This is a genomic window from Nocardia wallacei (assembly GCF_029868745.1).
Classification (GTDB): Bacteria; Actinomycetota; Actinomycetes; order Mycobacteriales; family Mycobacteriaceae; genus Nocardia; species Nocardia wallacei_B.
Genome location: NZ_JARWOP010000113.1, coordinates 1 through 13,083, shown reverse-complemented (window position 1 = coordinate 13,083; position 13,083 = coordinate 1). Strand labels below are relative to the sequence as shown.

At 69.8% G+C, this 13,083-nt stretch carries 14 protein-coding genes and 1 pseudogene; 10 read left to right on the top strand and 5 right to left on the bottom strand.

The window, feature by feature from the left end; translation table 11 throughout:
• Positions 1-516 (top strand): aminotransferase class I/II-fold pyridoxal phosphate-dependent enzyme (locus QH470_RS08580; RefSeq protein ID WP_280271740.1); only part of this gene is annotated, 516 nt, incomplete at its 5' end.
• Between the two features lie 7 nt (positions 517-523).
• Here QH470_RS08580 and QH470_RS08575 read toward each other — a convergent pair.
• Positions 524-982, bottom strand: a complete 459-nt coding sequence (locus QH470_RS08575) for an acetyltransferase (RefSeq protein WP_280271739.1) — start codon at positions 980-982, stop codon at positions 524-526.
• A gap of 100 nt (positions 983-1,082) precedes the next feature.
• Positions 1,083-1,949 carry an oxygenase MpaB family protein gene (locus tag QH470_RS08570; protein WP_280271741.1) on the bottom strand — a complete coding sequence of 289 codons (867 nt, stop codon included), beginning with the start codon at positions 1,947-1,949 and terminating at the stop codon, positions 1,083-1,085.
• Between the two features lie 146 nt (positions 1,950-2,095).
• Between QH470_RS08570 and QH470_RS08565 the strand changes: the two genes are divergently transcribed.
• The gene (locus tag QH470_RS08565) at positions 2,096-2,725 is read left to right on the top strand and encodes a TetR/AcrR family transcriptional regulator (protein ID WP_280271738.1); all 630 of its coding nucleotides are present in this window, start codon (positions 2,096-2,098) and stop codon (positions 2,723-2,725) included.
• Between the two features lie 4 nt (positions 2,726-2,729).
• Here the strand turns inward: QH470_RS08565 and QH470_RS08560 are convergent, their stop codons facing one another.
• Positions 2,730-3,584 carry an oxygenase MpaB family protein gene (locus QH470_RS08560; protein WP_280271737.1) on the bottom strand — a complete coding sequence of 285 codons (855 nt, stop codon included), beginning with the start codon at positions 3,582-3,584 and terminating at the stop codon, positions 2,730-2,732.
• Between the two features lie 146 nt (positions 3,585-3,730).
• On the opposite strand from QH470_RS08560, the gene QH470_RS08555 reads away from it, so the two are divergent.
• Together QH470_RS08555 and QH470_RS08550 are read left to right on the top strand one after the other, a co-directional pair.
• The gene (locus QH470_RS08555; protein WP_425302635.1) at positions 3,731-5,140 is read left to right on the top strand and encodes an acyl-CoA synthetase; all 1,410 of its coding nucleotides are present in this window, start codon (positions 3,731-3,733) and stop codon (positions 5,138-5,140) included.
• 46 nt (positions 5,141-5,186) lie between these two features.
• Entirely contained in the window at positions 5,187-5,558 is a 372-nt protein-coding gene (locus QH470_RS08550) for a PPOX class F420-dependent oxidoreductase (protein WP_280271735.1), read from the top strand.
• Here QH470_RS08550 and dapD read toward each other — a convergent pair whose 3' ends face one another.
• Positions 5,559-6,512: a 2,3,4,5-tetrahydropyridine-2,6-dicarboxylate N-succinyltransferase gene (dapD, locus tag QH470_RS08545; RefSeq protein WP_280271734.1), complete on the bottom strand. Its 954-nt coding sequence runs from the start codon at positions 6,510-6,512 to the stop codon at positions 5,559-5,561.
• Between the two features lie 38 nt (positions 6,513-6,550).
• Between dapD and dapE the strand changes: the two genes are divergently transcribed.
• The 6 genes from dapE (at position 6,551) to QH470_RS08515 (ending at position 12,706) form a co-directional block, all read left to right on the top strand.
• On the top strand, positions 6,551-7,648 hold the full coding sequence (gene dapE, locus QH470_RS08540) for a succinyl-diaminopimelate desuccinylase (protein ID WP_280271733.1): 1,098 nt from the start codon (positions 6,551-6,553) through the stop codon (positions 7,646-7,648).
• 27 nt (positions 7,649-7,675) lie between these two features.
• On the top strand, positions 7,676-8,479 hold the full coding sequence (locus QH470_RS08535; protein ID WP_280271732.1) for an LOG family protein: 804 nt from the start codon (positions 7,676-7,678) through the stop codon (positions 8,477-8,479).
• Positions 8,473-9,039 carry an LOG family protein gene (locus QH470_RS08530; RefSeq protein ID WP_280271731.1) on the top strand — a complete coding sequence of 189 codons (567 nt, stop codon included), beginning with the start codon at positions 8,473-8,475 and terminating at the stop codon, positions 9,037-9,039. Before QH470_RS08535 ends, QH470_RS08530 begins: the two co-directional genes overlap by 7 nt.
• Entirely contained in the window at positions 9,036-10,799 is a 1,764-nt protein-coding gene (locus tag QH470_RS08525; protein ID WP_280271730.1) for a long-chain-acyl-CoA synthetase, read from the top strand. The genes QH470_RS08530 and QH470_RS08525 overlap by 4 nt, the downstream gene beginning before the upstream one ends.
• A gap of 72 nt (positions 10,800-10,871) precedes the next feature.
• Positions 10,872-11,750: a dihydropteroate synthase gene (gene folP / locus QH470_RS08520; protein ID WP_280271729.1), complete on the top strand. Its 879-nt coding sequence runs from the start codon at positions 10,872-10,874 to the stop codon at positions 11,748-11,750.
• The gene (locus tag QH470_RS08515) at positions 11,747-12,706 is read left to right on the top strand and encodes a glucosyl-3-phosphoglycerate synthase (RefSeq protein WP_280271728.1); all 960 of its coding nucleotides are present in this window, start codon (positions 11,747-11,749) and stop codon (positions 12,704-12,706) included. The genes folP and QH470_RS08515 overlap by 4 nt, the downstream gene beginning before the upstream one ends.
• Positions 12,707-12,728: 22 nt before the next feature.
• Here the strand turns inward: QH470_RS08515 and QH470_RS08510 are convergent.
• Positions 12,729-13,083 (bottom strand): annotated as a pseudogene (locus QH470_RS08510) (hypothetical protein); the annotation flags it as partial.

Sequence of the window (13,083 nt, the reverse complement as noted above, 5' to 3'; positions counted from 1 at the left end):
GCCTGGGACGAGCGCGCGGTGTCGATCCTCGACCCCGAGGTCTGCGACGGTGACCACACCGGCCTGCTGGCGATCCACTCGCTGTCGAAGACGTCGAATCTGGCCAGCTATCGGGCCGGATTCGTGACCGGCGATCCGGCGCTGGTCCGCGAACTGCTCGAGGTGCGCAAGCACGCCGGGATGATGGTGCCGTTGCCGGTGCAGTCCGCCATGACCGCGGCGCTCGGCGACGACGCGCACGAGGACTGGCAGCGCGAGCTGTACCGCTCGCGCCGCGAGGTGTTGCGAAAAGCGTTGCAGGAGGCCGGATTCCGGATCGATCACTCGCAAGCGGGCCTGTACCTGTGGTCCACTCGCGGTGAGAACTGCCGCACCACCCTGGACTGGCTGGCCGAGCGCGGCATCCTCGCGGCGCCCGGCGACTTCTACGGTCCCACCGGCACCGAACATGTCCGCATCGGCTTGACGGCCACCGACGAACGCATCGCCGCCGCCGCGAAACGGCTGGCCGGCTGAGGGTGCCTCAGTCGCCCGGGATCGCGTACACGAGGTGCACCAGCGGGTAGGGGCGGCCTTCGGAGTCGGTGTCGGAGCGTCCGGTGACGACGAAGCCGTGGTGCAGATAGAAGCCCAGTGCCTGCGGATTCTGCTCGTTGACGTCGACGGTCAGGGACGGATAGCGGCCGAGTGCCGCGCGGAGTAGCGCCGAGCCGACGCCGCGGCCGCGGTGCGCGTCATCGATGAACAGCATTTCGAGCTGTCCCGCGACCAACCCGGAGAAACCGACGATCCCGCCGCCGAGGGTGGCGACCGTGAGTTCGACCGCGGGGAAATAGTCGTCGGCGAGGTGATTCTCGATGTCGGCGAAATCCTCCGGCGTCAGGAAGTCGTGCGTGGCCAAAACAGCGCTGCGCCAGACGTCTACCAACTTCGGGAACTCGGCGGGGCCCGCGCACGGTCGCAGCTCGATCTCGTCGGTCACTCCACGGATGGTAAGCGTTGTGCCCGAGCCGCCCGCGATCGCGCCGCGCAACGATTCGGGAAACCCGCACCACGCCAACGGATTACCGGCGCCGGGCGGCTCACACCAGCGGCCGGCCCAGGCGGCGGCGCAGGCGCATGTCCGCGAGGTAGGTGTTGAGCGGCGCCGCGCGGATCACGCCGGGCAGGCGCGTCCACACGGCCGAGACGGCCCGCAGCACGAGGCGGAATCGGCGCTCGTCGCGGGCGGTCCAGGTCATGCCCATCTCGTCGCGTAGGTGCTGGGGGAGCAGGGCGGTCACTGTGAAGCGGTGGAAGCGCCCGAACACCACCTGTATGGGCCGCGGGGTCATCCGCAGATCGATCAGATCGTCGAAGTAGCGGCGCACCGGCTCGTCGATGGTGCGCTGAGCCAGGTTCTCGTCCCAGTACCGGAAGAAGGCGGCCCGGTCGGCGGGCCACATCTCCGGGCGCATCTGCAGGGTGGTGCCCAGCCGGGCGCTGTACCGGTAGAACTCCTCTGCCAGTTCGGGTTCCATCGGTCCGCGCATGCGGGTGTAGAGGTCGTCGACGCCCCAGTACAGGCAGGCCGCCACCCACAGCTGCAGCTTCGGATCGAAGGCGTTGTACTTCAACGGTGCGCCCGGCTCGGAGTGCACCGGCCGGTGCGAGCCGTTGACCGCCTCCCGATACGCCGCGCGATCCTGGTCGGTGCCCATCCAGGCCACCGCGAGGTAGGTGAGGGTGGTGCGCAGCCGCTTGAGCGGGTGCAGGGTGACCTTGCCGCTGTCGACGGTGCTCTCCAGCACGCCGTAGCCCACCGGCGGGTGGCTGAGCTGCATGATGACGTTCGCGGCGCCACCGAGGAAGGCGGCGATGCCGTCGATGTGGTCGCGGACGGTCTCCGGGGTCAGGGTGGATTCCGGGTGGTTCGGCTCGTGGCCGGTGTCGCGCAGCGCGGCGGTCATCGTCGACACGTCTCCTCGATCTCGCTTCGCGCCGGGCGGCGCAAGAAATGTGAGAAACTTAGGGCCTCACCTTCTCACCGAGTTGGCGGGGTGTCAATGTGCGATGATTTCACTGTCATCGTGTCGAGCGGGAAGGGGACCGGGTCATGGCCAAGCTGGCGAAACTGCTGCCGCTGGTGCGCGGAGCGGGCACCGACAACAACCAGGCCCAGGTGCTCGACGCGGCACTGCTGGCGTTTCTCGACTTCGGCATCAAACGGACCAGCATGGTCGAGGTGGCCCGGCGCGGCGGCCTCTCGCTGGCCACGCTGTACCGGCGCTTCGCGGGTAAATCCGACCTGATCCAGGCCGTCGGCCTGCGGCAGGCGCGGCAGTTCATCGATCAGGTGGACGCGGCCGTGCAGCGGCAGATCGACCGCGACGCCAGCGCCGAGGATCAGATCGTGGAGCTGTTCGTGGCCTTCCTCGACGGCCTGCGCCGCAACCGGCTGCTGGACCGGTTGCTGAAGACCGAACCGGAGATCGTGTTGCCGTACCTGACCGTGCAGGGCGGTCCGGTGATCGAACTGGGCCGCGACTATCTGGCCGAGTTCATCGCCCGGCTACAGGCGGAAGGCAAACTGCCGCAATACGATCCGCAGCCGTTGGCCGAGATGATCGCGCGCAGCTCGCTGTCGATGGCGCTGACGCCGCAGACGGTCATCCCGCTGGACGACGACGCCGCGCTGCGGCGATTCGCCCGCGACCATGTGGTGCCCGGCTTCCGCATCCCCTGATCTGCTAGACCAATGGCCGCCCGAGCCGGCGGCGGACGCGCAGGTCGAGCAGAAACGCGTTGATCGGGAACACTTTTACCGGCGTGGGCATGCGCGACTCCACCGCGCCGACGGTGCGCAGCAGCCGGGCCAGCCGCCGGTCGTCGCGCTCGCTCCAGCGCAGGCCCATCTGATCGCGCAGGTGCGGCGGCAGCAGACCGGCCACGACGAAGCGGTGAAAGTTCCCGAACGCCAGCTGAATCGGGCGCGGGAACATCTTCAGATCGATCAGGTCCTGGAAGTAGTCGCGCACCGGCTGGTCGATGGTCGTCTGCGCGAGATTCGTCGCCCAATACCGGTCGAATGCGGCACGGTCGGGCGGCCACAGCTCCGGCGGCATCTGCAGGGTCGTGCCGAGCCGGGCGGCGTGCCGGTAGAACGCGTCCGCCTCGGCCGCGGGCGTCGGGCCGTGCATTCGTTCGTGCAGGTCGCGGGCGCCCCAGTACAGGCACGCGGCCACCCACAGCTGTAGGCGCGGGTCGAAGGCGTTGTACTTCACCGGACTGCTCGCGGTGGAGCGCACCGAGCGGTGCGAGCGGTTGACGGCGTCGCGATAGGCGGCCCGCTCGTCGTCGCTGCCCAGCAGGGCCACGGCCAGATACGTGAGCGTGGTGCGGGAGCGCTTGATCGGGTGCACGAAGATCTTGCCGCTGTCCACGGTGCTCTCCACCACGCCGTACCCGACCGGCGGCGTACTGAGTTGCATGATGACATTGGCCGCGGCGCCGAAGAAGGCCGCGGAACCGTCCAGGTGCCGGGTGATGTCGAAATCGCGGTCCGGCGCGGTCTCGTGCGTCGTCGCGCGAAGCGGGCTGGTCATCGTCGACCCCGTTCTTCGTGAGAAGGCTGTATATCAAAGCTCTCACCCACTCATCATTGTGTCAACCGTCACAGGCCTGTTGAGGATCCACGCGGCGACCGGGGCGTGGTCGGCGTTGGTAGGTTTGGCGCGTGTCGTATGGGTCGTTGCCGCTGTTGAGCTCGCTGGATCCGGCCGCCGTGGCCGCCGGGGCCGATATTCCGGATGCCGTCACCGTCGACGGGACCACGCTGTCGCGCAGCGATCTGATCGGCGCGGCCACCTCGGTGGCGGAGCGGGTCGCCGGGGCGGATCGGGTGGCGATACTCGCCCGCCCGACCGTGCCGACCGTGCTCGCGGTGGTCGGCTGCCTGATCGCCGGGGTGACCGCGGTGCCGGTGCCGCCGGACTCGGGCGCGGCCGAACTCCAGCACATCCTCACCGATTCGGGCGCGCGGGCGTGGCTGGGCGAGGCGCCGGAAGGCGCCGCGCTGCCGGTCGTCCCGGTGCGTCGGCACGCGCGGTCGTGGCACCGGTATTCCGAACCAGGCCCGGACACAACGGCTTTCGTGCTCTACACCTCCGGGACCACCGGTGCGCCCAAGGGCGTGATGCTCGGCCGGGGAGCCATCGCCGCGGGGCTGGACGCACTGGCCGAGGCCTGGGCGTGGACATCGAAAGATACTCTGGTGCACGGCCTTCCGCTGTTCCACGTGCACGGTCTGATTCTCGGCCTACTCGGCCCGCTGCGGGTCGGCAGCCCGCTCGTGCATACCGGCAAGCCGACTCCGGCGGCCTATGCGGCGGCGAAGGGGAGCCTGTATTTCGGGGTGCCCACGGTGTGGTCGCGCGTCGTCGAAGACCCTGCGGCCGCACGGGAATTGGCCAATGCGAGGCTCTTGGTCTCGGGGAGCGCGCCGCTGCCGGTGCCGGTGTTCGAGCGGCTGCGCGAGCTGACCGGCCACGCTCCGGTCGAGCGATACGGCATGAGCGAGACCATGATCACGCTGTCCACCCGCGCCGACGGGGAACGGCGGCCGGGCTGGGTGGGCACGCCGGTGGCGGGGGTGCAGACCCGGCTGCGGGACGAGGCGGGCGCGGACGTGCCGCACGACGGTGAGAGCATCGGCGGCCTGCAGGTGCGCGGCCCGATGTTGTTCGACGGCTATCTGAACCGGCCCGAGGCCACCGCCGCCTGCTGGACCGACGACGGCTGGTTCGTCACCGGAGACGTCGCCGCCATCGACGCCGAGGGATTCCACCGCATCGTCGGACGCGAGTCGGTGGACCTGATCAAGTCCGGCGGGTACCGCATCGGCGCCGGGGAGATCGAGACCTGCCTGCTCGGGCACGCCGCCGTCGCCGAGGTCGCGGTGGTCGGGGTGCCGGACGCGGATCTGGGGCAGCGCATCGTCGCCTTCGTCGTCCCGCGCGACGGGGCGCGGCCGGCCGAGCGGGAGCTGATCGACCATGTGGCCCAGCAACTCTCGGCCCACAAGCGGCCACGGGAGGTACGGCTGGTGGCGACCCTCCCGCGTAACGCCATGGGCAAGGTGCAGAAGAAACAGCTGAGCTGACGCGCTCGATTGACCTCGACCGCGCTCGAGGTTGTACGGTCGGCGCATGATCGCAACGCTGTCGCCCGCCCAGATCGACTACCTGCGCAGCCAGCGCCTGGGGCGGCTCGCCACGGTCCGCCCCGACGGGTCGCCGCAGAACAATCCGGTCGGCTTCCGCTACAACGAGGCCCTCGGCACCATCGACATCGCGGGCCACAACATGGGCGCCTCGCAGAAGTTCCGCAACCTCGCCAAGGAGGAGCGGGTGGCGTTCGTCGTCGACGACATCGCCTCGGTGCAACCCTGGCAGGTGCGGTGCCTCGAAATCCGCGGGAGCGCACAGGCTTTGCGTGATGTCGACACCTACCTGGCGGGGGCTTCCCGGGAACTGATCCGGATCACCCCCGAGCGCGTGCTGGCCTTCGGTATCGAATAGTCAGTTCGCGTGCAGGACGGCGTTGAGTTCGATGCCGGTGCCCTGGCGCGCCACCACCTCGACCGTGCCGGTCAGCGAATTGCGGCGGAACAGCAGATTCGACTGCCCGGACAGTTCCAGCGCCTTGACGGTCCGGCCGTCGGGCAGCGCCACCTTGCTACCGGCGGTGAGGTAGAGCCCCGCCTCCACGACGCTGTCGTCGCCGAGCGAGATGCCCAGGCCGGCATTGGCGCCGAGCAGACAGCGCTCGCCGATCGAGATGACCTCCTTGCCGCCGCCGGACAGGGTGCCCATGATCGACGCGCCGCCGCCGATGTCGGAGCCGTTGCCGACGACCACGCCCGCGGAGATCCGGCCCTCCACCATCGAGGCGCCCAGCGTCCCGGCGTTGAAGTTGACGAAGCCCTCGTGCATGACGGTGGTGCCCTCGGCCAGGTGCGCGCCCAGGCGCACGCGGTCGGCCTCGGCGATGCGGACGCCGCTGGGCAGCACGTAGTCGACCATGCGGGGGAACTTGTCCACGCCGTACACGGTGACCGGCCCGCGGGCGCGCAGCTTCGCGCGCACCAGCTCGAACTCCTCGACCGCGCAGGGGCCGTGGTTGGTCCACACGACGTTCGCGAGCAGGCCGAACTGCCCCTCGAGGCTCAGGCCGTGCGGCCGGACCAGCCGGTGCGAGAGCAGGTGCAGCCGCAGGTACACGTCGTGGGTGTCGGCGGGCGCCGCGGCCAGGTCGGCGATGGTGGTGCGCACCGCGATCACGTCCACGCGGCGGGCCTCGTCGAACCCGACCAGCTCGGCGAACCGGGTGTATTCGGGGTCGGCCGCGCTCAGCCTCGTGGTGCCCGTCTCGCCGAACTCGCCGAGTTCGGGGTACGGAAACCAGGTGTCGAGGACGGTGCCGTTCACGGTCACCGTGGCGAGGCCGACTGCGGATGCTCCCTGTGTACTCACGCAGCCGAGTGTATTAGCGCGCCGCTAGGGTGACAGGAGTGACCATCGACCTGCGCGCGGATCCCATCACCCTCGCCGCGGCCCTCGTCGACATGCCGAGCGTGTCGCGGGACGAGGCCGCGATCGCCGACACCGTGACCTGGGCGCTACGCGAGCAGACCACCGGCTTCCAGGTGTTGCGCCACGGCAACACCGTGCTGGCCCGCACCGATCGGGGGCTGCCGCACCGGGTCATCCTGGCCGGGCACCTCGACACCGTCCCGATCGCGGGCAACGTGCCGGGCCGCTTCGAAGTCGAGAACGGCGAGGAGGTCCTGTACGGGTGCGGCAGCGTCGACATGAAATCCGGCGACGCGGTCTTCCTGCACCTGGCCGCCACCGTCGCCGACCCGGTGTGCGACCTGACGCTGATCTTCTACGACTGCGAGGAGATCGCCGCCGAATTCAACGGTCTCGGCCGCATCGAGCGCGAGCTGCCGCAGTGGCTGGACGGCGACCTGGCGATCCTGGGGGAGCCCTCGGCGGGCTGGATCGAGGCAGGCTGCCAGGGCACGCTGCGGGCGCGGCTCACGACGTCGGGTACCCGGGCGCATTCCGCGCGAGCCTGGCTGGGGGACAATGCGATTCACCAGCTGGCGCCGATTCTCGAGCGACTGCGCGGCTACCAGGCGCGCGAGGTCGACATCGACGGCTGCGTCTACCGCGAGGGCTTGTCCGCGGTCCACATCGGCGGCGGCGTGGCGGGCAATGTGGTCCCCGACGAGGCCGAGGTGGTGGTGAATTTCCGCTTCGCCCCGGACCGTTCGCTGGACGACGCGACCGAGCATGTGCGACAGCTCTTCTCGGGCCTGGACATCGATTTCGAGCGCACCGACGGCGCACCCGGCGCCCTGCCCGGCCTGTCCGCCCCCGCCGCGAAGAACCTGGTGGAACGGGTACACGCGCACGGCGGCGGCGGAGTCCGCGCCAAATACGGCTGGACCGACGTCTCCCGCTTCGCCGCCCGCGGCATCCCCGCGGTGAATTTCGGCCCCGGCGACCCCAACCTGGCCCACAAGATCGACGAACGAGTTCCCACCACCCAGATCACCAACGTGACCCAAATCCTCCGTACCTACCTGACGGGCAAGAGCTGACGCGGCGGTCCCGCTACCCTGGGCGGCATGTCCACCGACTCGGAGCCAGTGTTCGCCCGATCGCAGAAGTCGGCGCCGAAGTTTCGCGGGCCGATAATGTTGCGCCGCGATCGCAAAGAGGAGAGCGGGACCACCGATCAGCATTTGCTGGACGGTCGCGACCCGGCCGACTGGGTGCATACCGACCCGTGGCGGGTGCTGCGCATCCAGAGTGAGTTCGTCGAGGGTTTCGGCGCGCTCGCCGAGATCCCCAGGGCGGTGGCGGTGTTCGGTTCCGCCCGCACGCAGGCGGAGACGCCCGAGTACCAGGCCGCCCGCGCCATCGGCAGCGCGCTCGCCGACGCGGGGTTCGCGGTGATCACCGGCGGCGGTCCGGGCGTGATGGAGGCGGCCAACCGCGGCGCGTCCGAGGCGGGCGGGTTCTCGGTGGGGCTGGGCATCGAGCTGCCGATGGAGCAGGGCCTCAACGAGTGGGTGGATCTGGGCATCAACTTCCGCTACTTCTTCGCCCGCAAGACCATGTTCGTGAAGTACTCGCAGGCGTTCATCTGCCTGCCGGGCGGCTTCGGCACACTGGACGAGTTGTTCGAGGCGCTGACCCTGGTGCAGACGCACAAGATCACCCGGTTCCCGATCGTGCTGTTCGGCACGCGCTACTGGGGTGGGCTGGTCGAGTGGCTCCGCGATTCGCTGGCGGCGTCGGGCAAGATCTCGCCCGGTGACCTGGGCCTGCTGCACGTCACCGACAGCGTGGAGGAGGTCGTGGAGATCGTGCTGGAGGCGGCGCGCAGCCGCGCCGAGAACGGGCTGGGAACGGAGGACCAATGGTGAGCGACCGACCGTACGCCGTGTGCGTGTACTGCTCGGCCAGTGCCGCGGATCCGGCGCAGTTGCGGCTGGCCGCCCAGGTGGGCACCGAGATCGCCCGGCGCGGTTGGCAATTGGTGTCCGGTGGCGGGCACGTATCGATGATGGGCGCGGTCGCCACCGCGGCCCGCGCCGGGGGCGCGCGCACCATCGGCGTGATACCCAAGCAGCTGGTGCATCTGGAGGTCGCCGATGTCGACGCCGACGAACTGGTCGTCACCGACACCATGCGCGAGCGCAAGCAGGTCATGGAGGACCGTGCCGACGCCTTCCTGACCCTGCCCGGCGGGATCGGCACGCTGGAGGAGTTCTTCGAGGCCTGGACCGGCGGTTACCTCGGCATGCACGACAAGCCGCTGGTGGTGCTCGACCCGCACGGCCACTATCGCGGGCTGTTCGAGTGGCTCTACGGCATCCAGGACGGCGGTTTCGTGGGCAAGGCCGCCCTGGATCGGATTACCGTGTCGGCGGACCTGACGGCCGCGTTCGACGCGTTGACGAAACCGCTTGCGGAGGAACAGTGACGGAGACCCAGACCAGCGTCACCCTGCTCGATATCGCCCGCCGCCTGCCGGGCATGGCGCTGGACGCGCCCGGCATGCTCCGCGGGGCGCTCGGCATGCTCGTCCGGCCGGACGACAAGTCCTCGGTCGGGCTGTATTTCCAGCGGGCCGCGCGCCGGAATCCGTTGCGGCCCTTCATCCGATTCGAGGGCCGCGAGTACTCCTATCTCGACGCCAACGCCGAGGTCAATCGCTATGCGAGCGTGCTGGCCGAGCGTGGGGTACAGCGCGGCGACGTGGTCGGCGTCCTGATGACCAACCGGCCGGAGACGCTGTTCGTGGTGCTGGCCACGGTGAAGCTGGGCGCGACGGTCGGACTGCTCAATCACAATCAGCGCGAACAGGTGCTGGCACACAGCTTCGGACTGCTGGACAGCGCGGTGAACGTGATCGGGGAGGAGTGCCGCGAGGCCCTGGACTCGCTGCCCGAACCGCCGGACAACCTGCTCTATACCGAGGAACTGGCCGAGTTGGCCCGCTCGGCCGACGCCACCGACCCGCCGGTGTGCGCCGATATCCGCGCCCGCGAGAAGGCGTTCCTCATCTTCACCTCCGGCACCACCGGGCTGCCCAAGGCCAGCGTCATGACGCACCTGCGGTGGACCAAGAGCATGGCCGGGCTCGGCGGGCTGGGCATCCGGCTGCGCGGTGACGACACCATGTACTGCTGCCTGCCGCTGTATCACAACAACGCGCTGACGGTGGCGCTCGGCGCGGTGCTGGGTGCGCGGGCGACCTTCGCCATCGGCCGCAAGTTCTCCGCCTCCGCGTTCTGGAGCGAGGTGATTGCGAACCGGGCCACCGCGTTCATCTACATCGGCGAGCTGTGCCGCTATCTGCTCAATCAGCCCGAGAAGCCGGCCGAGCGGGAGCACGCGCTGCGGCTGGCGGTCGGCAACGGGCTGCGCCCGGAGCTGTGGGACGAGTTCCGCGATCGGTTCCGGATCAAGCGCATCGTCGAGTTCTACGCTTCGAGTGAGGGAAACACCGCCTTCATCAACGCTTTCGGCGTGGATCGCACGGCAGGCTTCGGGCCGCTGCCGTACGCGGTGGTCGAGTTCGACGACGAGACCGGGAAGGCCGAGCGGTTCGAGGACGGCCGATTGCGCCGGGTGCGGCCGGGCGGGACGGGGCTGCTGCTGTCCAAGGTGACCAGCCGCTCGCCGTTCGACGGCTACACCGACCCGTCGGCGACCGAGTCGAAGCTGGTGCGCGACGCGTTCCAGGACGGCGACGCCTGGTTCGACACCGGCGACCTGGTGCGCGACCAGCGCTGGCGGCACATCGCCTTCGCCGACCGGCTCGGCGACACCTTCCGCTGGAAGGGCGAGAACGTGGCGACGACCGAGGTGGAGGGCGCCTTCGACGGCGTCGCGCAACTCACCCAGGCGGTGGTCTACGGCGTCGAGGTGCCGGGCGCCGACGGTAAGGCCGGCATGGCCGCGGTGACGCTGCGGCCCGGCGCCGAACTCGACGGCCCGGCGCTGGCCGCGCACCTGTACGAGCGGCTGCCCGGGTACGCGGTCCCGCTGTTCGTGCGCGTCGTCGACGAGTTGGAGACCACCTCGACGTTCAAGAGCCGCAAGGTCGAGTTACGCAAGCAGGGCTACACCCCCGACGAGTCGAGCACCCTGTACGTCCTGTCGGGCCGCGCCGAAGGCTACGTCCCCTATTACGACGGCTACGCCGACGAGGTGGCCGGGGGCCGCAAACCCGCGTAGCCGGGCGGTCGCGGGCCCGTAATGCGGGAGGTTTGCGAGGTCGGTGCGACAGCGGTCGGTACAGTCGAGGGCATGAGTTCGACGGCGCCGTTGCCCCTCTTGTGCGGGAAACCGGTGGCAACGGACCGGGCATTGGTGATGGCGATCGTGAATCGCACGCCGGACTCCTTCTACGATCGCGGCGCCACCTTCTCCGACGAGGCCGCGCTGGCGGCGGTGGCGCGGGCCGTCGACGAGGGCGCCGATCTGGTCGATATCGGCGGGGTCAAGGCCGGTCCCGGCGACGAGGTGGACGCGGCGGCCGAGGCGCGGCGGGTGGTGCCGTTCGTGGCGGCCATCCGAGACCGCTATCCCGATCTGCTCATCAGTATCGACACCTGGCGCGCCGAGGTGGCGCGGGCGGCGGTGGCCGAGGGCGCCGATCTGATCAACGACACCTGGGCGGGCGCGGACCCGGATCTGGTCACGGTGGCCGCGGAACTGGGTGCCGGGATCGTGTGCAGCCACACCGGCGGCGCGCGGCCGCGGACCCGGCCGCACCGGGTGCGCTACGCCGATGTGGTCGCCGAGGTCACCGACACCCTGGTGCGGTCCGCCGAAAATGCTGCGGCGGCCGGGGTCGACCGAAGCTCGATTTTGATCGATCCGACCCATGATTTCGGCAAAAACACTTACCACGGTCTCGCACTGTTGCGGGCGTCGGACGTTCTTGTAAACACCGGGTGGCCGGTCTTGATGGCGCTGAGCAACAAGGATTTCATCGGAGAGACTCTTGGTGTCGGCCTTTCCGAGCGATTGGAGGGCACATTGGCAGCAACCGCATGGGCGGCGGCGGCCGGCGCCCGGGTCTTCCGAGTCCACGAGGTCGCCGCGACCCGGCGGGTGGTGGACATGATCGCGGCAATCCAGGGCATCCGGCCCCCGGCACGAACTCTGCGAGGTCTGGTATGACGACCAACCCCGAATTGGTTATCGAATCCGACGGCACAACCGACTGGGCACTCACCAACACGTGGGACAGCCCGGCGTGGACGGTCGACGAACTGGTCGCCGCCAAACACGGGCGCACCGTCTCGGTGGTGTTACCCGCATTGAACGAGGAGCGGACCGTCGCCGACGTGGTCGCCAGCATCCGGCCGCTGGTCGGCACGCTGGTCGACGAACTGGTGGTGCTGGATTCCGGCTCCACCGACGCCACCGCCGAGCGGGCCCGCGCCGCGGGCGCCCGGGTGGTGTCGCGCGAGCAGGCGGTACCGGAATTCGATCCGGTACCCGGCAAGGGCGAGGTGCTGTGGCGCTCGCTGGCCGCCACCACCGGCGATCTGATCGCGTTCGTCGATTCGGACCTGATCGATCCCGATCCCGAATTCGTTCCCCGGCTGCTCGGCCCGCTGCTGATGGTCGACGGCATGCATCTGGTGAAGGCCTACTACCGGCGCCCGCTGCGGCACGGCGACTCGGTCGACCACAACGGCGGCGGCCGGGTGACCGAACTGGTGGCGCGGCCGCTGCTGTCGGCGCTGCGGCCCGACCTGTCCCAGGTGCTGCAGCCGTTGGGCGGCGAGTACGCGGGCACCCGGGAGCTGCTCACCGCCGTCCCGTTCGCACCCGGCTACGGTGTCGAAATCGGCCTGCTGCTGGACACTTACGACCTGCTGGGCCTGTCGGCCATCGGCCAGGTGAACCTCGGCGTGCGCACGCACCGCAACCGCCCGCTGTCGGACCTGGGTGTCATGAGTCGCCAGATTCTGGGAACTGTGCTGGGCCGCAGCGGAATTCGTGACTCGGGCGCCGCCCTGACCCAATTCCCTTTGGTGAGTGGCGAATTCACATCACTGACCACGGAGGTGTCGCTGGCCGACCGCCCGCCGATGAACACGCTGCGAGCGGCGGAGGTGGCGGCCTGAGGGCCGAAGTCGTTGGCCCGCTTCACCTCTCGTGTCGATAGATGGGCGTGAGGAGGTCGGCCTCCAACGGCTCGCCGGTGTTGCGGTCGTAACGGACGCCGACCACCGCGGAGAAGGGATGCAGCCCGGCGCGTTCGTGCAGCGTGGCCAGGCGGGTGGCGAGCAGGCGGATGGCGCCCAGTGAGCCGGGCGGGTGCAGCCCGTCGACCACCAGCACGGTGCCGCGGCCGTCGGGCCGGGGCAGGCGGGCCAGATACGCGATGTCGTACGGTTCGGTGCCGCCCGGCCGGTACACCCCGCGGGCGGCGCGGTCCGCGATGCCGCGGCGCCCCCGCCCCGCCCCCGCCACGGTGCGGGGCCACCGCGGGTCCGCGGCG